Annotated in this window: 21 protein-coding genes; 7 read left to right on the top strand and 14 right to left on the bottom strand. The window is 70.6% G+C overall.

What is annotated here, in order from left to right; translation table 11 throughout:
* Positions 1–93 precede the first annotated feature (93 nt).
* The 6 genes from lepB to AC3ZJJ_RS16670 all read right to left on the bottom strand — a co-directional run bounded on the left by lepB (position 94) and on the right by AC3ZJJ_RS16670 (position 7,616).
* Positions 94–603: a signal peptidase I gene (gene lepB / locus AC3ZJJ_RS16695; RefSeq protein WP_489892941.1), complete on the bottom strand. Its 510-nt coding sequence runs from the start codon at positions 601–603 to the stop codon at positions 94–96.
* Positions 588–2,195, bottom strand: coding sequence for a multicopper oxidase family protein (locus AC3ZJJ_RS16690; RefSeq protein ID WP_489892940.1), 1,608 nt, complete (start codon positions 2,193–2,195; stop codon positions 588–590). The genes lepB and AC3ZJJ_RS16690 overlap by 16 nt, the downstream gene beginning before the upstream one ends.
* 142 nt (positions 2,196–2,337) lie before the next feature.
* Positions 2,338–3,672 carry a sensor histidine kinase gene (locus tag AC3ZJJ_RS16685; protein WP_489892939.1) on the bottom strand — a complete coding sequence of 445 codons (1,335 nt, stop codon included), beginning with the start codon at positions 3,670–3,672 and terminating at the stop codon, positions 2,338–2,340.
* The gene (locus AC3ZJJ_RS16680; protein WP_489892938.1) at positions 3,665–4,339 is read right to left on the bottom strand and encodes a response regulator; all 675 of its coding nucleotides are present in this window, start codon (positions 4,337–4,339) and stop codon (positions 3,665–3,667) included. The genes AC3ZJJ_RS16685 and AC3ZJJ_RS16680 overlap by 8 nt, the downstream gene beginning before the upstream one ends.
* Before the next feature lie 149 nt (positions 4,340–4,488).
* Positions 4,489–5,460 carry an AfsR/SARP family transcriptional regulator gene (locus AC3ZJJ_RS16675; protein WP_489892937.1) on the bottom strand — a complete coding sequence of 324 codons (972 nt, stop codon included), beginning with the start codon at positions 5,458–5,460 and terminating at the stop codon, positions 4,489–4,491.
* A 170-nt stretch (positions 5,461–5,630) separates the two neighbouring features.
* Entirely contained in the window at positions 5,631–7,616 is a 1,986-nt protein-coding gene (locus tag AC3ZJJ_RS16670) for a hypothetical protein (RefSeq protein ID WP_489892936.1), read from the bottom strand.
* 187 nt (positions 7,617–7,803) lie between these two features.
* On the opposite strand from AC3ZJJ_RS16670, the gene AC3ZJJ_RS16665 reads away from it, so the two are divergent.
* The 3 genes from AC3ZJJ_RS16665 to AC3ZJJ_RS16655 all read left to right on the top strand — a co-directional run bounded on the left by AC3ZJJ_RS16665 (position 7,804) and on the right by AC3ZJJ_RS16655 (position 9,309).
* Positions 7,804–8,097 carry a hypothetical protein gene (locus tag AC3ZJJ_RS16665; RefSeq protein WP_489892935.1) on the top strand — a complete coding sequence of 98 codons (294 nt, stop codon included), beginning with the start codon at positions 7,804–7,806 and terminating at the stop codon, positions 8,095–8,097.
* A gap of 78 nt (positions 8,098–8,175) precedes the next feature.
* On the top strand, positions 8,176–8,736 hold the full coding sequence (locus tag AC3ZJJ_RS16660) for a hypothetical protein (RefSeq protein ID WP_489892934.1): 561 nt from the start codon (positions 8,176–8,178) through the stop codon (positions 8,734–8,736).
* Between the two features lie 153 nt (positions 8,737–8,889).
* Positions 8,890–9,309 (top strand): sensor histidine kinase, encoded by a 420-nt coding sequence (locus AC3ZJJ_RS16655; protein ID WP_489895883.1) that lies wholly within the window; start codon positions 8,890–8,892, stop codon positions 9,307–9,309.
* Here AC3ZJJ_RS16655 and AC3ZJJ_RS16650 read toward each other — a convergent pair.
* From AC3ZJJ_RS16650 to efeU, 5 genes are all read right to left on the bottom strand, one after another.
* Positions 9,212–9,889, bottom strand: coding sequence for a response regulator (locus AC3ZJJ_RS16650; RefSeq protein WP_489892933.1), 678 nt, complete (start codon positions 9,887–9,889; stop codon positions 9,212–9,214). The two genes, AC3ZJJ_RS16655 and AC3ZJJ_RS16650, sit on opposite strands and share 98 nt — an antisense overlap.
* Positions 9,890–10,032: 143 nt before the next feature.
* Positions 10,033–11,007, bottom strand: a complete 975-nt coding sequence (locus AC3ZJJ_RS16645) for an AfsR/SARP family transcriptional regulator (RefSeq protein ID WP_489892932.1) — start codon at positions 11,005–11,007, stop codon at positions 10,033–10,035.
* Between the two features lie 368 nt (positions 11,008–11,375).
* Positions 11,376–12,692, bottom strand: a complete 1,317-nt coding sequence (efeB, locus tag AC3ZJJ_RS16640; RefSeq protein WP_489892931.1) for an iron uptake transporter deferrochelatase/peroxidase subunit — start codon at positions 12,690–12,692, stop codon at positions 11,376–11,378.
* 2 nt (positions 12,693–12,694) lie between these two features.
* The gene (gene efeO / locus AC3ZJJ_RS16635) at positions 12,695–13,849 is read right to left on the bottom strand and encodes an iron uptake system protein EfeO (protein ID WP_489892930.1); all 1,155 of its coding nucleotides are present in this window, start codon (positions 13,847–13,849) and stop codon (positions 12,695–12,697) included.
* 98 nt (positions 13,850–13,947) lie between these two features.
* The gene (gene efeU / locus AC3ZJJ_RS16630) at positions 13,948–14,799 is read right to left on the bottom strand and encodes an iron uptake transporter permease EfeU (RefSeq protein ID WP_489892929.1); all 852 of its coding nucleotides are present in this window, start codon (positions 14,797–14,799) and stop codon (positions 13,948–13,950) included.
* A 111-nt stretch (positions 14,800–14,910) separates the two neighbouring features.
* Between efeU and AC3ZJJ_RS16625 the strand changes: the two genes are divergently transcribed.
* Genes AC3ZJJ_RS16625 through AC3ZJJ_RS16615 form a run of 3 tightly spaced genes read left to right on the top strand, consistent with a single transcriptional unit; the run spans position 14,911 to position 18,891 of the window.
* The gene (locus tag AC3ZJJ_RS16625; RefSeq protein ID WP_489892928.1) at positions 14,911–15,762 is read left to right on the top strand and encodes an ABC transporter ATP-binding protein; all 852 of its coding nucleotides are present in this window, start codon (positions 14,911–14,913) and stop codon (positions 15,760–15,762) included.
* Between the two features lie 5 nt (positions 15,763–15,767).
* Positions 15,768–16,730, top strand: coding sequence for an ABC transporter substrate-binding protein (locus AC3ZJJ_RS16620; RefSeq protein ID WP_489892927.1), 963 nt, complete (start codon positions 15,768–15,770; stop codon positions 16,728–16,730).
* Between the two features lie 52 nt (positions 16,731–16,782).
* A complete protein-coding gene (locus AC3ZJJ_RS16615) occupies positions 16,783–18,891 on the top strand; it encodes an iron ABC transporter permease (protein ID WP_489892926.1) in 2,109 nt (702 codons plus the stop codon).
* A gap of 36 nt (positions 18,892–18,927) precedes the next feature.
* Here AC3ZJJ_RS16615 and AC3ZJJ_RS16610 read toward each other — a convergent pair whose 3' ends face one another.
* Positions 18,928–19,725 (bottom strand): oxygenase MpaB family protein, encoded by a 798-nt coding sequence (locus AC3ZJJ_RS16610; RefSeq protein WP_489892925.1) that lies wholly within the window; start codon positions 19,723–19,725, stop codon positions 18,928–18,930.
* 63 nt (positions 19,726–19,788) lie between these two features.
* On the opposite strand from AC3ZJJ_RS16610, the gene AC3ZJJ_RS16605 reads away from it, so the two are divergent.
* Positions 19,789–20,277, top strand: coding sequence for a septum formation family protein (locus AC3ZJJ_RS16605; protein ID WP_489892923.1), 489 nt, complete (start codon positions 19,789–19,791; stop codon positions 20,275–20,277).
* 14 nt (positions 20,278–20,291) lie between these two features.
* On the opposite strand, the gene rlmN is transcribed toward AC3ZJJ_RS16605, so the two are convergent.
* Positions 20,292–21,659, bottom strand: a complete 1,368-nt coding sequence (rlmN, locus tag AC3ZJJ_RS16600; RefSeq protein WP_489892922.1) for a dual-specificity RNA methyltransferase RlmN — start codon at positions 21,657–21,659, stop codon at positions 20,292–20,294.
* Positions 21,660–21,783: 124 nt separating this feature from the next.
* Entirely contained in the window at positions 21,784–22,182 is a 399-nt protein-coding gene (locus tag AC3ZJJ_RS16595; protein WP_489892920.1) for an ectoine synthase, read from the bottom strand.
* Positions 22,183–22,199 lie beyond the last annotated feature (17 nt).

The following is a 22,199-nucleotide window of genomic DNA, read 5'->3' as shown; positions in this document are numbered from 1 at the left end:
AAACCTGTAAAACGGCAGGAGGCTACGGGCGGCTCGGAGAGCGCGAGGACCGGCGGGACGGCGGTGGCCCCGATCGGCGGGAGCTGCGCGCCGTCAGAGTCTGGGAAGGAGAACGGTTGCGCGAATGCGGGAGACGTCGACGCTGCCGTAGTCCCGCGAATCGATCGACGCCGCCCGGTTGTCCCCCAGGACGAACACGTGGCCGGCGGGAACGGTCACCGGGCCGAAGTACGTGCCGTCGATCCGGCTGCGGTCCACCCCGGGTTCGGACACCGGGACGCCGTCCACCAGCAGCACGGCGTCGCGGATGGCGACCGACTGCCCCCCGGTGGCGGCCACCCGCTTCAGGACCGGCCCGCCGTCCTCGGGTCCGTCGAAGACGACCAGCCGGCCGGCGTGGACGCCGCCCAGCGCCGGACCGAGGGTGAAGGTGAGGACGGTGCCGTCGAGCGGGACGGCCGGGGCCATGCTGTCCGAGACGACCGTCATGGGGACGAGGACCCAAAGTCTCAGGGCCAGCAGGACGGCAACCATGGCCGCCGCGGCGCCCGGGAAGGTCCGCGGGCGCCGCGGCGGCGCGCCACCGGCTAGTCGTCGTCCCATTCGGGTTCCGCGGCGTACATCGGATCGTTGTCATCGGCGTCGGTCTCCTTCAGGCCCACCCGGAACTGAACCATCATGTCGTGGTCCTCGTGCGGCAGGTTGTGGCAGTGCACCATGTAGCGCCCCTTGTGCGGGCCGAACTTCATCAGCAGGCGGACGGTCTCCCCCTCGCCCACGTACACAACGTCCTTGGGACCCTGCTCGTGGCTCAGCGCGGCGCGCCCGCTGCGGCCGAGGACCCTGAAGTCCACGAGGTGGATGTGGAGCGGGTGGAACCAGCCCCCGGACTTGTTCTCGATCTCCCAGATCTCGGTCGCGCCGAGCTCGACGTCGGCGAACACCTTCTTGTAGCCGCTCGCGATGACGTCTTGCCAGCTGACCCCGTTGAGGGACCACAGGTTGGTCGCGTCGTCGCGCTGGACCCGCATCTTGCGGACCTTGGTGGCGTCCTTCTCCCGCAGCGCCATGACCGCGTTGCCGACGTCCAGTTGGGCGGGGATCGTGTTCCAGGTCGGGTCGCTTGTGTCCACCGCGGTGTCGACCACGTCGAAGACCATGATCTTGTTGGTGTGGTCGTAGTCGACGTTGTTCTTGTTCGAGAGGTTGCGCAGTTCAACGAGCTGGCCGGTCTTGTACTTGCGGAAATCGATGAGCACCTCGTAGCGCTCGGCCCCGCCGTGCCGCCAGGAGGCGACGCTCTGCGCCGTCGGCATCAGGCCGCCGTCGGTCGCGACGACCACGATCGGCTCCCCCGTGCTGAGCGTGGGGCGCAGCGAACGCGAGATGCTGGCGTTCAGGACGCGGAACCGGTAGACGCGCTTCTGCACCTTCATGGCCGGCCAGGGCTTGCCGTTCACAAGGATCACGTCGCCCCACAGTCCGGAGTGCGAGTTGTCGTCGTAGCCGAGCGCCCCGTTGGCCGCGAACATCGCGTCCGTGATGGTCAGCCCCACGTCGAACGGGCCCTGCGGCAGGAGCTCCCGCTCGCGCGGATCGTGCATGTGGTACTGCGCCGCCAGGCCCGAGTAGGCGTTCTGGGCGGTGAAGTGGACGCCGTGGTCGTGATACCAGAGCGTCCTCGCCGGCTGGAAGTTGGGGTAGTGGTAGTCCTTCTGGAAACCGGGGTGCGTGATGTCGGAGGCGTAGCCGTCGTATTGCGGCAGCGAGGCGGAACCGTGCAGGTGGGTGGACGTCGACAGCGTGTGCCCGTCGGCGGGGTGCGTGGCGGGCAGCTTGTTCCGCACCCGCAGCACCGCCTTCGTTCCCTGGTCGACGCTGATGGTCGGTCCTGGGAAGATCCCGTTGTAGCCGAGGATCGGCGTGGTGAGACGGGGGAGGATTTGGGCCGTGGCCGCCTGCTCTGTCACGGAGTAGTAGTTGACGGGTGCGCCGTCGAGCGGATCGATGCCGGTGGAGTACGGCCGCAGGAACGGCGCCTGGACAAAGGAGGCCGCATAGGGCTTGGGCATGTCGCTGGAGGCGAGCCGGCTCGCCGACTTCGCCTCGACCTTGTCCCACGGGACGCCCACGGCACCGGCGCCGACGACGCCCAACCCGCCCAGCAGGAGTACTTGCCGCCTGGATACGTTCATCGGTTGCTCCTTGGAAGGTTCCTGCTCCTGTTCCAACAAGCGTGGCGCCACCCCCTTGGGAAAAACCTGACAAGGTTTTGACAAGGGCGCTTGGCTCCGCGGGTGCCCCCGGCCCCCGTCGGTGGGCCGCCGGGACGTGCCTCTAGGTCTCCTCGCGGACGGTGACGACGATGCTGGTTCCGCCGCCGGGGGTCGACCCAACCTCGAAGCTCCCGCCGGCGGCGGCCGCCAGGTCGCGCATGATGCGCAGGCCCAGGTGACCGCCCGGCGGGGGGCCCTGCGCATCAAAGCCCCGCCCGTCGTCGCGGACCGTCATGGACACGCGGGAACCACTGCGGGCGAGGGCGACGTCCACGCTGCCCGCGCGCGCATGCTTGACGACGTTGGCCAGTGCCTCCCGAGCCACGCGGTACAGCATCGTCGCCTGTTCCGACGTCAGCCCGTCGACCTCCCGCAGGTCCAGCCGCACGGCGATCCCGCGCGCGGCCACCGGGTCCGTCAGTCGTGCCATGGCTTCCGGCAGCCCCGGGGCGTCCAGGGCCGGCGAGTAAAGCGAACCGGTGACGTCCCGCAGGGTCTGGATGCTGCCCTGCACGATGGAATGGGACAGGGTGCCGATCCCGCCGCCGCCGCGTTCGGCCCCCCCGTGCCGGTCGTTGGCCTCCAACGCGTAGGAGAGTCCCGCGAGTTCTTGGAGGACGCCGTCATGCAGGTCCCGGGCCAGGCGCGCGCGCTCGAGTTCGCCCGCATGGACGGCGTGCTGAAGCAGCCGCCGCCTGTCCGCCTGGTGCGCCTGGACGCGTCGCGCCAACCGGATGGCCGGCAGGAGTTGGGCCAGCTGCAGCAACAGCAGCGCGAGGAGGAAGGCGGGGGCGATGGACGCGAGGACGGTCTGTTGCTCCTGGCGGACGATGCGGTCGTCGAAGTAGGCCTCGAAGATCAGCGGGTCGCCGGTGGCGGAGACCGCCGACGCGTAGACCTCGACCAGTTCACCCTCGCCGGCCTCGAACTCGTTCTCGACCTCGTGTTGGCTTTCCAGGTTTGCAGTGGCCGGCCCTCCCGCCAGCAGGGTCTCGGCCCACGTCTCCAACGCGAATTTTCGGCCGATCAACGCCTCCTGGTCCGAATAGACGATCCGACCGTCGGCCGTCCACACCTTGATCCGATGGATGGCTTCGTCGTCCACCCACGGCTCGAGCCTCTCGTTCATCGCAGCGATGGCGGCCGGATCGGCGGCGAGCAACTCCTCCGTGACCAAGGGACCGATCGCATAGTCGGCCAGCCGCTGGGTCATTCCGATCGCGTTGTTCAGGGCGTGATCCTCGGCCACGCCGCGGATCCACAACACCACCGGCGTCGCCACGAGGACAAGCACCAGCAGCCCCGTCACAAGAAAGCGTGCGACGGCGGAGCCCACCACCGAGCGCTCTTCGGCCAGTCCTTCGTCGGAGAGGATCTTCGACCCTCGCCTAGGCATCCTGGGCGACCGGCAGGAGTCCCAGCCTCGTTGCGACGGCAACGGCTTCGAGCTGCGAGTGGGCCCCGAGCTTTGCCAGGATCGCCTTGATGTGGCCCCGGCAGGTGTGGGTCGACATGCCCAGCCGGTTGGCGTTTGTGCGCACATCGCATCCCCTCGCCATCAGCCCCAGGACGTCCCGCTCGCGTTGGGTCAAAACCAGGGCGGTCCGTGCCCGCCGGGTGGCCCTGCTCTGCGCTTGGGCCAGCAGCGCCGGATGCACCACCATCGACCCGGCACGGGCGAGCCGCAGGGTCTCCAGCATGGACACGAGCGAACCGTCCTTGGGGAGGAACCCGCAGACCCCGAGCGCCGCGGCGCGTTCGAGCGCCTCGGGCGTCGGGTCTCCGGTCAGCATCACGATGCGCGTCGCCGGTTGCACGGCCAGGATGCGCTCCGCGGCGTCCAGGCCGTCCCCGTCCGGGAGGTGGAAATCCATGACAACGATGTCCGGGTTCACGTCCAGGCTCATGCGCACGCCCTCTTCGACCGTGGTCGCCACGCCGACGCCCCGGAGCCCCGGTTCCCGATTCAGCGCACCGGTGAGGAGCTCGGCGAAAGTCACGTGGTCGTCGACCACCAGAATGTTCGTTGTGCTCGCCTGCGTGCGAGTCAGATCCAGAATCATGAGACGTCCCCCGGCATCCTGCCATTCCACATCCGCTCCGCGGTCCCAACGCCGCGAAACGGGTGGACTCAGTATCCATACGGGGGCGGCTCCCGCATAGGGCTACACGTCTAATTGACAGCAATTTCTTGTTGATCCGACGAAACCCCCTAGGCCGCCGCCATCGCGCGCCGGAGGTAGCGCCGGACAATCCCGCTGGCCTCCTCGCAGCCGTCCCACGCCGGATTGCGGTCCGGTCCCGACGCCGTGTCCGCTGCCCCGTTGCCGATCCGCTCCTGGATCGTCAGGAGCGCCGCGAGGACCTCGCCGAACTCGCCGGAGCCGTCCGCGGTCGCTCCCAGCAGGCGTTGCTGTGCTTCCCGCAAGCTCGGCCCCGGGGCGCATCCCAGCTCCGTGTCCAAGACCCGGCGGCAGTCCTCGTACGCGCGAAGACCCTCCACCGGATGCCCCGCGCGCTCGAGCGACAGGACCAGGACCGTCCAGGCGGCCTCGTTCAGCGGTTCGGACGCGAGCACCGCCTTCGCCCATCGCCCGGCGTCGTCCGTGTCGCCGAGCGTCAGGGCCGTCTCCGCCGCGCGCAGGCGGGCGCCCGCGACCCGCGCTTCGTGGAACGAACGCTCGCTCTCGGCCCAGCCCTGAAGAAACTCGTTGCCGAGCAAGGGTGCCGTGGCGAGCTGCAGCGCCTCGCGCAGGAGCGCGTGGGCACGGGCGGGCTCGGCCTGTTCCGCCGCCCGCAGGAAGGCGTCGAAGCGGTCCAGGTCCAGGTCCACCCCGGCACGGTCCAGGAAGTACCCGCCCGTCGTCGTCTTCAGGGGACCCGCCGCTCCCATGCCCGGCTGCAGGCTGCGGCGCAGGACGCTGACGTAGCTCTCCAGGGTGGACACCGCCGCGGCCGGGGGCCTCTCCCCCCACAGCAGCTCGACCAGCCGCGCCTTCGAGACGGGACGCCCGAGCTGGAGCAGGAGGATCTCCAGAATTTGCCGGCACTTGGGGCCGCCCAACTCCTTCATCCCCAACATCTCGCCGCCGCGGCGCACCTCGAGCGCACCGATGATCCGAACCGCCAAAGCGTCCTGCCGCCCGGCGCGTTCCCGTCCCTGCACCCCATGAAGATCTTTCATTGTTCCCCTCCTCCGAATGCCTCCATCGTGGCGGCGGGCGGCGGGAGGAATAAGCCCCGCGTTGGGGGTGCGCCGCCCCCAAAAGGGGGGTGCGCCCGGCACCCCCCAAAGTGGGCGTGACACACAAGACCGGGCCGGAGGAGTCCGGCCCGGTCTTGTGTGTTGTTTTGCTAGTTGCCCACCGCGGAGCTGGCGTCTCCGCCCCGGGTCGACTGCGCCCGCACCGAGGTGACCTGCCTGGCGGGCCCGGGCTTCAGCTTGAGCGACCAGGCGCCGAGCGCGTCCACCTGCGCCGTTCCCAGCTTGCTGACCGCCCGCCCCGGCGTCGTGTCGTAGACGACCACCGAGGTCGCCGGCGTCAGCGTTCCCGTGAAGCCGGACATGACCGACGTGCCCGAGAACCTGAACTCCTTGTTCAGCCGGTGCCTGCCCCCCGCGTCGATGCCGAACTGGTCCGTGGCGACGCTGAGCGAGACTCTGGCGGGTGCGCTGGCGGCGCCGTCCGCCCCGGTGACGACCAGTTCAAGCACAACCGGCCCGTTGACCACCACCGGCACAGGTGCCGCGTCCGTGGTCCTTGTGTAGAAGGGAACCGTGACGGTCGGCTTCGCCACTGTGGTGCTGGAGATCGTGACCGGTGTGCCGCCGACTTGCCGCCACTGGTACCCCACGGCCCGTGTCGAGCCGCTGCCGTCCAGGACGGTAGAGGCCCCGCGGGCGACTGTTGCCGTGGCCGGCGTCGCGACGGCTGCAAGAGCGGCAGGCGCCTCGGGCGTCGGGGGCACGGGGTCGGTGACCGGCCCGGGGTCGGTGACCGGCCCGGGATCCGGCGCGGGAGCCACCGGGGGAAGACCGGCCGCGGTCGCCGCCCCGCCGGTGACGGTGACCTCGACGCTGACCGATCCGCCGCCCGGTTCCGTGACGGTGACAAGGGACGGCGGCGCCTTGGTCGCCCAGACCGACTGGCTCGGTCCTCCGGTGGTCGTCGGAGTCCCGAGGGAACCGTAGCCCCGCACCGCCAGGGCGGCGCCCGATGCCGAGCGGGCCGACACCGCGAGGCTGGTGCCGTCGTAGTTGGCGTCGAGCACGGTGATGCCGGCGTTCCTGCCGACCTTGACCGTGCTGTTGCTGGCGGGCTTGTCCGAAATGTTGGTGATCTTGAGGTCCGTTGGCGCGGCGCCGTCGAACTTGATCCGGGCGTAGTAGCGGCCCGAGTCCGGGTCCGTGACCATCGGCGTTGTGGCGAACTTGCCGTCCTGTCCGTCGACCTGGAGCAGCCCGCCCCCACTACTGGCGAAGACGTCGATCATATCGCCGTTGAGGACCGCCTTGTCGGCGTTGACCCCACGGTTGGTGGAAATTTTTCCGTTGAGGGAAAACTGGTCGGTGGTCACGTCCAGCCCGCCGCCGGTGACCGAGAAGCGGTTGTATCCGAAGGGACTGCCCACGACCGGGTGGTCCCGCCCGGGGTCGCCCAGGTAGCCCTCGGGCGCCGCGGGCGCGGTGGCAGGATCCCACTTGAGGAACGGTCCCACGTTGCTCTTCAGAGCCGTGGTGAAGTTTCCGGCCGCGGGAGAGATGTCCTCCACCAGCTTGCCGCTGCCCGTGGCGTCCGTGTCGATCGTGATGGTCCCGTAGGGATGCCGGAAGGTCAGCGTGGTGTTTGCGGGGGCACCCCTCACCGTGACGCGCTGCCGCCCGAAGACCACCTGGTCTCCCGCGGTCACCGTGTTGGCGAAGGCGGCCTCGAGCCCCAGGACCAGGACGGCGCGCCCCCCGCCGGGCAGGTCCAGCTCCGAGCCGGCGAGCATGTAGAACGCCTCTTCCGGAAAGTTGTCCGGGAAGGAAATGGGCGCCGCTTCGTCGGGAACGTCGCCGGGGAGGAAACCGCAAAGCGGATTCTCCGCGTCGAGGCAGAGCTCCACCCGGGTTCCGTCCTTGTCCTGGTACCAGCTTGGGAAACCGTTCGCCGTGTTGACCGGGCCGACGGCGACGAGGCCGCCCGGATTGGTCTGCGTGACAACCGTGGCGGCCTGGGCCGTGCCGATGCCGGCCGTCGCAAGCACAAGGGCCGTCGCCGCCGCCACGCCGCGCCGCCCGGTTCGCGTGCGCGGCCGGTGCGCACTCCGCGTCCTCTGAGAATTCGTGGTCCCCATCTCAACTCCTTCAAAAAAGATCGACTGGAGTCCCCACTCTGGGACGGGCACCATCGGGAAACCTTGATGCGGCCGTCAGGGCCGGACGATCGTGCGGCGGGACCGGCCACCGGCGTTCGGATCCGGACCCTGTGCGGCGCCGCCGGGGCGGGGACGGGCCGGCCGCATAACGTCCGCATAACCCGCCGTGGACGCGAATTTCACCGACGCCTCGGGCCAGCCGGTCCGGATGGGGGAGCTCATCTCCCACGACGGTAGGCCGTTCCGGGACACCAACGACCCCAACGGTCCGGCCAGGCCGTCCTACCTGACAGACAACGGCCGGTTGGAGACCAGCCGGCTGAATTTTGGGGCCGCGGAACGCTACGACATGCTGCTCAGGCCACCGCGGGCGGGCAAGTACACGCTCACGGTCGACCTCCTGCACTGGATCACGAAGGAGGTCCTCTTCCGGCGTGCCATCCCCATCACCGCGACGTGAACTGCGCACGGGCCGGCCGCGGATCCGCGGCCGGCCCGTGTCAGGGTTTCCCCATGGTGCGGGCCGGAGGATTGGTCCATGAACACGCTCGTCGACAGGATTCCCGCACCGGCCCACCGCGGGCCGGCCCTACGACCGGCCCAGCGCGCCGCGCGGTTGCGCTGGGCGATACCGCTGATCGTGCTGCTGCTGGTTGCCGGCGTTGTGCTCGGCACCGCCGCCACAAGGAACGGGGCACCCCCGGCGACCATGCTGGGCGCCTCGGGCGCCGTGGACGGTGGCCTGGCGCGGATCAACGGCATCATCCCGCTGGAATCGGACGACTGGGCGCCGGACGGCGGCGCGGCGGCGCTGGCAGCACCGGTCCCCGCCGGGGCGCACCGCGTCCGCATCCTCCTCGAACTGACCGCCCTGGATCCGGACGGTCTGGGGTTCAGCGCCGCCGACTACCGGGTCGGCTACGTGGGCGCGCAGGCCCCCGCGGCGCTGTGGGCCTCTCCCGCCCACGCCGACCCCGAGCAGGGCGAGGTCTTCGAGGCGACCCTCGTGTTCGACATCCCCGACCGGGCCATCGAGTTGTTCCTCTCCGGCCCGGGCGCCACGCGGCTGTCCCTCGGCACCGGCCACCACTCCGGCTGACGCCCGCCCGTCCCCACGCCTGGAAGGTGCCACGGTGGAAACACTCTCGGAACGCTCCGCCAACTCGCCGGAACCCTGCACTACCCGGACATTCACGGGTTGGGGCTACCCGAGGTCCTCGCCCGCCTGACGGATCCCCTGACCGCGGGCAACGTGTCCGCCTCCCTCAGGATTCAGGATCCGTTGCCGCTGGACGCGGCGCACTCGCTGTTCCTCTACCGTGTGGCGAGGGAAGCACTGTCGAACGTCTCGCTGCACGCAGGGGCGCGCTCCGTGGACGTTTCGGTGGTGCGGACCGGACACCGGGTGGTGATGACGGTGCGCGACGACGGCGCCGGATTCCCCCAGGGCACGACCCCGCGCGACGGGCGTCTGGGGTTGCGGATCATGCGCGACGCCGCTGCATTGGTCGGCGGGAGGCTCGCGGTCTTTTCCCGCGGCGGCCGCGGCACCAGCGTCGTCGCGTCCGTCCGTCTTACGTGTCATGGACGGGCCGCAAGAGCCCTGACTTCGTGGCAATGGCAACGGCCTCGAGCTGCGAGCGGGCGCCCAGCTTGGACAGTATGGCCTTGACGTGCCCCCGGCAGGTGTGGGCCGATATGCCCAGGCTCTTGGCGTTGGTGCGCACGTCCCCGCCGCGGGTCATCAGTCCCAGCACTTCCCGTTCGCGCTGCGTCAGCGCCACGCCGCCCCGCTCCTTCCGGTCGGCCCTGGTGCGGGCCTGCGCCAGCAGGGCCGGATCGACCACCATCGCGCCGCTGCGTGCCCGGCGAAGGGTCTCCAGCATCGTCGAGAGGGATCCGTCCTTGGGGAGGAAGCCGCAGACGCCGAGCCCCGCGGCGCGCTCCAGTGCCTCCGGGCTGGGGTTCCCCGTCAACATCACGATGCGCGTTTCAGGGCGAACGGCCAGAATGCGTTCGGCGGCGTCCAACCCGTTGCCGTCCGGGAGGTGGTAGTCCATCACCACGATGTCCGGCCGCAGTTCAAGGCTCTGGCGGACGCCGTCTTCAACCGTGGCGGCTATGCCCAGGCTGTCCAGATCGCTCTCCCTGGCGAGCGCGCGGGTCAGAAGCTCCGCAAAGGTCGTATGGTCGTCGACGACCAGAATGCTTGCCGGCAGCACCGGCTCGGCTGCCGGGTCCCCGATCGTCACACGTGCCCCCCATCCGCCGTTCCGCAACCGGTGTGAGGTCCCATCGCCCCGCACCGCGTGCGTTCAGTATCCACAGGGGGCGCCGGCCCGCAAAGGGTTACACCGATTTTTGACAAACGTCGTGGATGGGCCTGGACGCACTCCTAGGCGACCGCGAGCGCCCTCCGCAGATAGCGCCGGACCACCGTGCCGGCGGCCTCGCAGCTGTCCCGCGCGGGGGCGCAGGGACCCGCCGCCAACGTGGCCGCCGTGCCGGGTCCGCCGATGCGCTGCTGGAGGGTCAGGAGCGCGGCGAGGACTTCGCCGAACTCGCTGGCGCCGTCCGCGGTGGATCGCAGCATGCGCGCCTGGGCGTCCCGCAACAGCGGCCCCGGCGCGCAGCCCAGCTCCTGGTCCAGCAGACGCCGGCAGTTTTCGTAGGTGCGCAGGCCCTCGATCGGATGTCCGGACTGCTCGAGCGACAGGACCAGGACCGTCCACGCGGACTCGTCCAGCGCCTCCGTGGCCAGCGCGGAATGCGCCCAACCGATTGCCTCGTCGGTCTTGCCTAGCCGCAGCGCCGTCTCGGCGGCCAGCACGCGAGCGCCGCGAACACGCGAGGCGTGGAATGCGCGTTCGTTCTCCGCCCATCCCTGCAGGAATTCGTCGCCGAGCAGCGGCGCCGTGGCCAGTTCCAGCGCTTCGCACAGCAACGCGTAGGTGCGGCACGGCTCCAAGTGCTCGGCGGCCCGCACCAGGGCTTCGAAGCGGTCCAGGTCCAGGTCCACCCAATCCCTGTCCACCAGGTAGCCACCGGTGGTCGTCTTCAGGGGACCGGACTTCCCCATGCCCGGCTGGAGCCGCCGGCGAAGGACGCTGACGTAGCTCTCCAAGGTGGCCAAGGCGGCGTGTGGCGGCTTGCCGTCCCACAGGAGATCGATGAGCAGCGACTTTGAGACGGGACGCCCCAGGTGCAGCAGAAGTATCTCCAGGACTTGCCGGCACTTCGGGCCGCCCAGCGCGCGCGAATCCAGCCGCTCCCCGCCGCGGCGAACGTCGAGCGTGCCGATGATCCTAACCGTCAGTTTCGAGTCCGGCGCGATCGCGTCCCCGTCGCGCGCCCCCAAGGCCTTGTTCATGATTCCCCCTCGTCCAAGTCCCTCCATGTTCCGCGCCGCGCGGCGGGCGGATAAGCCCCGATTGGGGGATGCACCCCCCTAATTGGGGGGGTGCGCCAACGCTTGGGAATGGTCTGGGCCAAGGGTGGGGGCTCGGAGGATCGCGGCCCCGGGGACCCGCAGGCACGGGAACCGGACCGGCCTCCGATTTGGCGCGGAGGCCGGCCCGGTCCGTGTTCGGCCCCCTCACTTGGGATGGGAGGACCGGATCGGTCCGTGGGCTCGGACCGTCTCCGGACCTCACGAGCGGCGGGCCAGCTCACCTTTTTTCCGGAGACAGGAAGATCCTCTCCGCCCAAGGTTGGAAATACCTTGGTGTCCCGGAACCCCTAGGCCTCAAGCAGTTGCTGGCCGATGTACCCCCCGGCTTGCACTCCCGGGGGGACGGCGAAAAGGCCGGATCCGGTGTGCCGGATGTACTCGGAGAGCAGGTCCACCTTCGCCATGGCCGTCTGCATCGGCACGTAGTGCGTGCGCGGGTCCACAACAAACGCGATGAAGAACAGGCCGGCGTCGAGCCGGCCCAGCCCGTCGGAGCCGTCCGTGTAGTTGAACCCTCGGCGCAGCATCTTGACCCCGTCGTTGGCAGAGGGGTGAGCTATGGCCACGTGGGAGTCGGCGGCGACCAGCGGCCCGGCGCTGCCCTCCACGCCGAAGTCCGGCTCGCTGAATTCCGTGCCGCCGGAGAGCGGCGCTCCCTCGCGCTTGGTGCGGCCGAGGATGTTCTCCTGCTCCCCCAGCGGCGTCCTGTCCCAGGTTTCGATGTGCATGCGGATGCGCCGGGCCACCATGTAGGTCCCGCCGTTCATCCACGCCGCCCCGGCCGTCTGTCCGGAGACCCAGACGTGTTGGTCGAGGGCCTCCCGCTCCTCGTTCTTTAGGTTGGCCGTGCCGTCCTTGAAGCCGAAGAGGTTGCGTGGCGTGGTCTGGCTCCGGGAGGTCGACGACGTCCGGCCGAAGCCGATCTGCGACCACCGCACCCGCGCCCGCCCGAATCCGATCCGTGCCAGGTTCCGCACCGCGTGCACCGCGACTTGCGGATCGTCGGCGCACGCCTGGACCACCAGGTCTCCCCCGCAGCGCGCTTCCTCCAACGCGTCCCCGGGGAAGTGCGGAAGATCGGCCAGCGCGTCCGGAAGCCGTTCCGCCAGCCCGAACCGGTCCTCGCCGTCGCGCTCGAAGAGCGTCCGCCCGAAGCCCAGCGTCACGGTCAGGTGGCTGGCGGACAGGCCGATCGCCTCGCCCGTGTCCTCCGGCGGAGCGGCGTAGTGCCCGCCAGTGGCGCCGCCCTGGCCGATTTCCCGGCCGGCCGCCATGTCCTCGATCGCGGCCGTCCAATCGCGGAGCAGGGAGACCATCTCCGCACGGTCGGTCGCCGTCACGTCGAACGCGGCGATGTGCATCCGGTCCTGGGCCTCGGTCGCGATGCCCGCCTGGTGTTCGCCGTGGACGGGAACGACGTCGGACGCCGCCCGGTTCGCGCGTTCGCCGGCCACCGCTGCGTGGCCGAGCGCGCCGGCGGCGATGCCGATCCCGCCCGCGCCGGCGGCCGCGAGCAGTCCCCGACGACTCAAGCGGGGGCGCCCCTCCGTGCCGCCGTCGGCGCGGGCCTCCGGGGTGGTCCCCGTGTCCCGTTCCGCGTTCATGGCTACTTCACCACCGCCGCGGTCAGCTTGGAAAGCGGCTCGCTGAGCGAGTCGACGGCGGCGCTGAGTTCGCGGACCTGCGCCCGCTCCAGCTCGTCGTAGTAGACGAACCCGTCCCCGTCCTTGTACAGGTCGAGCAGCGACTGCAACTCGGCGAAGTTCGTCTCGAGCGAGGCGTCGAGCTCGTCCTCGACCCCGGCCAGCAGCGGGCGCAGGACCTCGTAGGCGATTTCGGCGCCCTCCAGGTTGGCCTGGAAGTCCCACAGGTCCGTGTGGGACCAGGCCTCCTCCTCGCCGGTGACCTTGCCCGTGGCCACCTCGTCCAGGAGTTCCTTGGCGCCGTTGGCCAGCTTGTCCGCGGTGTAGGTCAGTTCCCGGGTGCGTTCGTAGAGCTCGTCCGTGTCGGCGACCATCTGGTCGGCGAGGACCGTCCGCTCGGCGTCGGTCATCGCCGTGTAGCCCGCGGCCTGCGGCCAGAGGTCCTTTTCGGCGCGGTGCCAGCCGGTCCATTCCTGTCCCGGCTCGAGGTCGGCCTCGCGCGCGTCGAGCATCGGGTCGAGGTCGCCGAAGGACTCGGCGACGGGCTCGATGCGCTCCCAGTGCATGCGCTCCTGCGCGTACAGCTCCCGCGCCCGATCGGCGTCGCCCGCGGCGAACGCCGCCGCGAATGCCGCGGTCCCGTCGACCAGTTGTTCCGTCTGGTCCTTGACGTACGCCGCGTACTGCCCGGTGGCGGTCTCCTGCAGCGCGGCGCGGTCCGCCGAGACCGTCTCCCCGGCGGGTGCCGCCGTGACCGTGAAGCCGCTGCGGATGCCGTCGCCGACCATGCCGGGCTTGCAGGCGGTGAAGTAGCTGCCCTCGGGGGCGATGACCACGAGGTCTCGGGTCAGGCCCGGGCCGATGTTCTCCACTTCCCCGACGATGCGCAGGCCGTCCTCGGCGAGGAGATAAAACTCGGTGACCTGTTCGCCGTCGTTCCTGACGTTGAACTTGAGCGTGCCGCCCGGGGTGGTGTCCGTGGCGACGGTGCAGGCGTCCGCTGTGCTGACGACGTCGATGGCGCCGTCGCCGGCGGCCTGCGTGTTGTCGGTGCAGCCCGTCAGCGCCAGCGTGGCGGCGGCCAGGACGGCCGCGGGGGCGAGGATTCTGGTCTTCATGGTGGTTCCTTCGTGGAGCGGTCCGGCCGTGTGGGGGTCCGGTGTGGGGTAATCGGCGTGGTGCCCGGCTCGGCTCCGCCGGCGGGTCAGCCGGCGGGTCAGGCGGCGGCGCCGCGCGAGGGGACGGGGAGGCTCTTGGCGTCGGTGTGCCCGCGCCTGATCCGCCGGAGGTAGAGGAACATCACGGGGACGACGTAGAGGACCCACGCGGCCGCCTCGAGCCACGTGGTGGCGGGAGAGAAGTTGAAGACGCCCTTGAGCAGTGTCGCGATCCATCCGCCCGGGGCGACCACGTGGGAGACGTCGAACGCGAGGTTGTGCAGGCCCGGCAGCGCGCCGGCCTCCTGCAGGTCGTGGATGCCGTAGGCCAGCACGCCCCCGGCCACGACGATCAGGGCCGCTCCGGTCCACGCAAAGAACTTGGAGAGGTTGATTCTCACGGCACCCTTGTGCAGGAGCACGCCGAGCGCCACGGCCGCGAGGATGCCCAAGAGGGCGCCGAGCAACGGCTCCCAGGTCTCGCCGGTGGCGCGTGTTGCAGCCCAGATGAACAGTGCGGTCTCCAGCCCCTCCCGCCCGACGGCCAGCGCGGCGACCAGCACCAGGCCCCAGGCGGGCCCGTCCGCCACGCCGTCGACCTTGCCCCGGAGATCGGCGGCTAGGGAACGGGATGCCTTCGCCATCCAGAACACCATCCAGGTCACGAACCCGACCGCGACGATCGACAGCCCGCCGCCGATCATTTCCTGCGCCTCGAAGGTCAAGCCGCGCGGGCCGAAGGTCAGCAGCGCACCGAAGCCGAGGGAAACAAGGACCGCTGCCGCGATGCCGCCGTAGATGCGCGGCAGCAGTGCCGTCCGCCCGGTCTTGGTGAGGTATGCGAGCAACAGGACCACGATGAGCACTGCTTCGAGGCCCTCTCGCAGGCCGATCAGAAAATTGGCGGTCATCGGTCCATCCGTTGTGTGGTTCCTGGGCCCGTCCGGCACTTTTCGCACGTGCCCCCGAATAGGTTAGACGCAAATCGCTGAATTAGGTAAGGCTAGGCTAATGTTTGGCTCGTGATTGAGCAAAGACCGAAGGCAGGCATCGAGGCGGGCCACGTTGTGCTGCGCTACGGCCGCAAACAGGTGGTGCACGGCGCCGACGTCCGGCTGGAGCCCGGGCGGATCGTCGCACTGGTGGGCCCGAACGGCAGCGGCAAGTCCACACTGCTTCGCGCCCTGGCCTGCCTCCACGACGTGTCCGAAGGCTCGGTGACGGTCCGCGAGGACGGCGCACCGGAGCAGGATGCCCTCCTGATGAGGCGCGCCGACTTCGCCAAGCACGTGACGCTGCTGTCGCAGAGCCGCGCGGTGCCCCACGGACTCAGCGTGCGAGACGTCGTCGAGTTCGGACGCCACCCCTACCGTGGGCGCTGGCGCGCCGCCGACCCGGACGGGACCCGGGCCGTGGACCACGCCATGTTCCTGACCGGGGTCGGCGACCTCGCCCGCCGGGGCGTCCACGAGCTTTCCGGTGGGCAGCTGCAGCGGGTTTGGCTGGCCAGCTGCCTGGCCCAGGACACCTCGGTCCTGCTGCTCGACGAGCCCACCAACCACCTGGACCTGCGGTACAAGGTCGAGGTCCTGGACCTTGTGCACGAGCTCGCCCGCGAACACGGCATCGCCGTCGGTCTGGTCCTGCACGATCTCGACGAGGCGGCCGCCGTGGCCGACCACGTTGTTGTCCTCTCCGCCGGCCGCGTGGCGGCCTCCGGCCCTCCCGCGGAGGCCCTGACGGCGGAACTGCTCAGCGACGTCTACTCGATCCCCATCGTTACCCACACCGACCCGTTCACCGGCCTGCTGCGCACCCGCGCGGTCGGCAGGCACAGCGAACGCGCGCACGCCCAACCCGAAAGGACACCTTGAAAATCATGAAGACCCGTTCCCTCGCCGCCGTCGCGGTCATGGCCCTCCTGCTCACCGGCTGCGGCACCACGGAGGAGCCCGCGGCACAGACCACGGCGGCCGCCGAAAAGATCACCGTGACGGATTCGCGGGGCAAGGAGATCGAACTCGACGGCCCGGCGACCCGCGTGGTCGGCACGGAATGGAATGTCGTCGAAAACCTGGTGACCCTCGGCGTGATGCCGGTCGGCGTGGCCGACGTGAAGGGTTACGTGGCCTGGGTCACCGCCGGCGAACTGGACCAGGGCGTCACCGACATCGGCACGCGCGGCGAGCCCAGCCTGGACACCGTGGCCACCTTGGACGCCGACCTGATCGTCGCGACGAGCGACCTCCCCGAGGCCGCCATCGCACAGCTCGAGGACCTTGCCCCCGTGGTGGTCGTCGAGTCCGCGGACGCCTCCGGCCAGATTGCCAAGGCCGAGGAAAACCTCACGCTCATCGCGGAGGCCACCGGCACGGAGGCCAAGGCCGACGAGGTCCTGGCCACGTTCGACGACGCCGTGGCCAAGGGCAAGACCGCCCTGTGGGACGCGGGGCTGGAGGGATCCCGCGTGGCCTTCGCCGACGGATGGGTCGCCGACGGCCAGGTCTCCATCCGCCCGTTCGTTGAGGGCGCGCTCCTGACGGACATCAACACCGAGCTCGGTCTCGTCTCCGCGTGGGACATGGAGGGCGACCCGGCCTACGGACTCGCCTCGACCGACGTCGAAGGACTCACCACGGTCGATGCCGAGCACTTCGTCTACATCACCAACGAGGCCGACGGCGACTTCACCGACTCCCTAGCCGACAACGCAGTGTGGAAGTCACTGCCGTTCGTCGAGTCCGGCAACGTGCACCGCCTGGCCGACGGCATCTGGATGTTCGGCGGCCCGGCCTCGATGACCCAGTACGTGGACGCCCTCGTCCAGGCCCTGGCCAAGTAGTCCGGATACCGGACGGCAAACGGCAGCTGACGGGCAGCGAGGGTAGGAACACATGAGCAATACGGCGACGAGGGATGGCGCGGCCGCGACGGCGACCCTTCCGACGCTCCCCGCCCGCGGGCGTCTGGGCGTTGCGGGGGTCGTGGCCGGCACCGTCGGCATCCTGTTCGTCCTGGCGCTGGTGCACGTCACCCAAGGCACGGCCGCCGTCGGCGTGGCAGACCTGCTGGGCGTGCTGTTCGGCAACGGCACCGAACAGCAGGCGGCCGTGCTGCTGGAGTCGCGCGTGCCGCGGCTGGCCGCGGGCGCCCTGGTCGGCGTCACCCTCGGGGTGGCCGGCGCGGCGCTCCAGTCCGCGACGCGCAACGTCCTGGCGTCGCCGGACACGCTGGCGGTCGACGCCGGCGCGCACCTCGCCATCGTGGCGGTCGCGGCGTTCGGCATCGGCCTTCCCTCGCTACTGTCCGGAGGCCTGGCGTTCGTCGGCGGACTCGCGGCGGCCGGGCTGGTGCTGGCCCTCTCCGGAGGGGGCGCGAGGGGGGTCACCGGCCCCATCCGCCTGGTGTTGGCGGGCACGGCGCTGGCCCTGGGCCTGGCGTCCGTCACCAGCGCGCTGTTACTGCTCTTCAGCCAGGAGACCACGGGGCTGTTCGCGTGGGGCAGCGGAAGCATCGCGCAGACCAACCCGCGGGAACTGGCGGAGTTCGCCCCCATCATCCTGCTGGCCATCGCCGGACTGGTCCTAGCCTCGCGGCGGCTGGACCTGCTGGGCCTGGGCGACGACGCGTCCCGGCTGGCCGGCGCCGATCCCCGCGTGGCACGCCTGATCGCCTTTGTGCTGGCCGTGCTGCTGGCCGCGTGCGCGGTGACCATCGCCGGGCCGATCGGCTTTGTGGGGCTGTGCGCGCCGGCCATCGTGCGCCTGCTGGCCCCGCGCGTCCGGGGACTCGCCCGGCACCGGGCGCTGCTCCCCGTGTCCGGCCTGGTCGGGGCGGTCGTTGTGGTGGGCTCCGACGTCGTCGTCCGTGTGGCCCTCGGGGCACGCGCCGGCGTCGAGGTGCCCACGGGAGCCGTCACCACCGTCGTCGGCGCGGTGTTCCTGGTGCTGCTGGCCATGCGCATGACCGATGCCGGGCTCAGCTCCGCCGGCGACGCGCTGGCGCGGCTGCGCTCGCGGGGGGCGTTCTTTTTTGCCCTGATCGGCCTGCTGTTGCTGCTGGCCGGACTCGTCGTCGCGGGCGCCCTGCTCGGCGACGCCAAACTGCTGCTCGGCGACCTGCTGAACTGGATCACCGGCCGCTCCGGGGGCACCGTGACGGCCGTCCTGAACACCCGCATGCCGCGCGTCGCCGCGGCCGTCCTGGCCGGCGCGGCGCTGGCCCTGGCCGGCGCGCTGGTCCAGGCCGTGTCCCGGAACTCGCTGGCGGAACCGGGGCTTCTGGGCGTCTCCGGCGGCGGCGGACTGGCGGCGGTCCTGGTCATCACGATGGTCCCGATGGCCGGGTCGTGGCTCGTGACGGCGGCGGCCCTCGCGGGCGCGGCGCTCACCGCGGCACTGGTCTTCGGGCTGGCGCTGCGCGGAGGGCTACAGCAGAACAGGCTGGTGCTGATCGGCATCGGCGTGTCGGCGGGACTGGCGGCGGCGGTCGCCGTCCTGCTGGTGACCACCGACCCCTACAACCAGACGAAGGCCCTGACGTGGCTCTCGGGCTCCACCTACGGGCGCACGTTCGCGTCCGTCGCCCCGCTGATCGTGGCCGTCGTGCTGGCCCTCCCCGTCCTGGCCGGGATGCGGCGCGACCTGGACCTGCTGGCCGTGGACGACGATTCGCCGCGCGTGCTCGGGATCCCGCTGTCCGGCTCCCGGCTCCTGCTGCTGGCCACCGCGGTGGTGCTGACGGCGGGCGCCGTCTCGTCGGTCGGCGTGATCGCCTTCGTGGGGCTGGTGGCCCCGCACGCGGCACGCACCCTGGTGGGCGCCCGGCACTCGCGCGTCCTGCCCGTCGCCGCGCTGCTCGGGGCGTGCACCGTGGTGCTGGCGGACACCATCGGCCGGACCGTGATCGCGCCCGCCCAGATCCCGGCGGGCATCATGACGGCGCTGGTCGGCACCCCGTACTTCATCTGGCTGCTCTGGCGGTCCCGGGTGCGGCTCGCCTAGCGTGGCGTCCCGCCCCGTTGCGCGGGCGCCCGCGCGTCAGGGAGTTCGCAGGTAGTACCGCATCGGCGCGTGCCGGACGGCCTGCGGCAGGCGGGGGTAGATGACGGCGGTCGCGGCCATGACCGTCCGGAAGGCGCGGTCCCGCCGCGCCGACCAGGGAAGGCCGAACGCGGCGCGCAGCTCAGGCGTCAGCAGCCCGGCGGTCAACAGCCGGGCAAGGGGCATCAGCGCGCGGGCCCAGGCCGGCGCGCTGTGGGCCGCCAGCAGTTCGCGCGCCACCGAGGCGACGGCGTCGTCCACCCGCAGGGTCTGGAGCATCCCGGCCATGTAGGCGGCGAACTCCGCCCGTGTGGCCGGCCACGCGCCCTCGGGCATCTGCAGCGCCGTGCCGAGAACCGCGTAGTCCCGGTATTGCGCCTCGGCCGCGTCGGGAGTCAGCGGTGGGAGGACCGCGTCGCGGACGGCGGCCGCCGAGTCGTAGAGCGTTGCGGCGACCCATAGCTGCAGGCTGGGGTCGCGGGCGTCGTAGGCGGGGTGGCTGCCGTCGGCGGCCGCGGCGGACCGCACGGGCTTGTGCGCCCCGTCCACCCAGGCCCGCGCCGCCGCCGCCTGCTCCGGCGTGCCGTTGGTGAGCGAGTAGATGTAGCGAAGGGTGCCGTGGAAGCGTTTCATGGGGTCGCGCGCGAAGTCGCTGTGGCGGGCGACGCCATGCCCGACCGCGGGGTGGGCGAGCTGCAGCAGGATCGCCCTGCCGGCCCCGGCCAGCAGCACCGATTCCGGCGCGATGTCGGCGATTCCGTGCACGTCCCGGCCGCGTTTTCGATCGATTCCCATGTCCGCGATCGTAGCCTGCACTAGGCTCTTGCCATCATTCGCTTTCACCGGTCGGGGGACCCCATGAACCATCGCTTGTTTTGCCCTGCCTTGGCGGCGGCGGCCGTCGTCGTGCTGTCCGGCTGTTCCATGCTGGGCTTCGAGCGGGACGCTCCGCGGGACGCGGACGGGGTGGCCACGGCGGCGGCCCGAGCCGACCCCACCGCCGTCAAGGTTGGGGACTGCGTGCAGGATCCGGGCGGTGAGGACTTCTACGACGTGGAGATCGTTCCCTGCGGAGACCCGCACCAGCTGGAGGTTTTCCACGGCCACAAGCTCACCCAGGGAAGCATCCCCACCACCGACGACGAGTGGATTAGTCTGGAGGCGGAAATGTGCGATCCCGCCTTCGCCGAGTTCGTCGGTGTGGCCTGGGATGTCTCCACGCTGGAGACCACAACCTTCACCCCGTCGCCCGAGAGCTGGGCCGCGGGTGAGCGCAGAATCCTGTGCCTCGTCGGCCTGCCCGGTCTCCGCGAGAGCTCCGGCACGCTCGCCGGGTCGAAGCTCTAGGCGGGGCCGCGGACCTACTCGGCCGCGGCGAGCTGGCCGCAGGCGCCGTCTATCTCCTTGCCGCGGGTGTCGCGGAGCGTGGTGGGGATGCCGGCGTCGACCAGTCGGTTGATGAACTCCACGGTGACGTCTCGCTCCGAGGAGGTCCAGATGGAGCCCGGCGTCGGGTTCAGCGGAATCGGGTTCACGTGGACCCATCCGCGGCCGCGCTTGTTCAGCTTCTTCGCCAGCAGGTCGGCGCGCCAGGCGTGGTCGTTCATGTCCTTGATCAGCGCATACTCGATGGAAACGCGACGCCCGGTCTGCCGGTAGTAGTTGTACGCGGCGTCGATGGCCTCGTCCACGTTCCAGCGCGAATTCACCGGGATCAGCTCGTCTCGGAGCTCGTCGTCGGGCGCGTGCAGGCTGAGCGCGAACGTGACGGGGATGTTCTCTTCCGCCAGCTTGTTGATGGCCGGTACCAGGCCCACGGTGGAGATGGTGATGTTGCGGGCGCTCATGCCCAGGCCCTCGGGCGCCTCGGCGATCATGCGGTGCACCGCCGTCATCACCCGCTTGTAGTTGGCCAGCGGCTCGCCCATGCCCATAAACACGATGTTGGTGACGCGCTCGGCGTCGTGCCCCCCGTCGCGGCGGGTGCCGCCCAGGCCGCCCTCGGCGATCACGCGGTTGGCCTGCACAATCTGGTCCAGGATTTCGGCGGCGGACATGTTGCGGGTCAGCCCGGCCTGGCCGGTGGCGCAGAACGGGCAGTTCATGCCGCAACCGCATTGCGAGCTGACGCACAGGGTGACCCTGCCGGGGTAGCGCATCAGCACGGACTCGACCAGCGAGCCGTCGAACAGACGCCAGAGAAACTTGACGGTGTCGCCGTTGTCGGTGGTCAGGCGCTTGATCTCGGTCAGCAGCTTCGGGAACATGGCCTCCGCCAGCTCCTCGCGGCGCTCCTTCGGGAGGTCGCTCATCAGGGCGGGATCGGTGGTGTAGTGCTGGAAATAGTGGACGGAGAGCTGCTTGGCGCGGAAGGCCGGCAGGCCCATGTCCTTCAGCTTGTCCTGGCGCTCCTGTAGCGAAAGGTCCGCGAGGTGCTCCGGCGGCTGCGTGACCCGCGTGCGCGTGCCGAACTGCAACTGCGGCCGCCCGTCCGGGCCCATGGCCTGCTTCCAGCCCTCCGCGGTCGGCTTCACTTGGATGCGGCCGTCGTTGCGCTTGGCGGTCAGCGCGTTCGGCGTCCTCTCGGGGCGGGTCGCGTGGGCGCGCGACGTGCCGGTCCGGTGGTGGCCGTCGGCGGGGTGCAGGTCGGCCGGCTCGTGCACGGCGGGGGAACCCGGGCCGGCGGGGGTGTGGGGCCGGTCCTCGTTACGGTGCTGGTCTGAAGTCATTACGCCCATTCTCCCACGTCTGTCCAGCCCGGAAACGGGAGGTGCGCCGGCCGGCGGCGCATGCGCGTGCGGGACGCGCATGCCCGTGCGGGGGCATGCGCGTCCCGCACGGGGCTGCCGGAAGCTAGTGCGCCGGGGCTGCCTCGATCAACGGGTAGACGCCGTTCTCATCGTGAACCTCGCGGCCGGTCACCGGGGGATTGAACACGCAGGCCATCCGCAGCTCGGTGGCGGCACGGACGGTGTGCTTCTCGTGGCCGTCCAGCAGGTACATGGTGCCGTCCCGGAGCTCGTGGACCTCGCCCGTGGTCTCGTCCGTCAGCGTCCCCTCGCCCTGGACGCAGTAGACGCCCTCGATGTGGTTGGCGTAGTGGAACGTGGACGTGGTTCCGGCGTAGATCACGGTGTCGTGGAACGAGAACCCTACGCCATCGCCGGCCAGCACCATGCGGCGGCTGCGCCAGGTCTCGGACTTCACGTCCCGGTCGGTGTCGTTCAGGTCGTTCAGCTGGGTGACAAGCATGGTGCTCCTTTTGTTCG

The sequence above is a fragment of the Arthrobacter sp. AOP29-A2-19 genome (assembly GCF_058138025.1).
The sequence above is the reverse complement of the archived record's forward strand: the minus strand, read 5'-3'. Positions and strand labels throughout refer to the sequence as shown.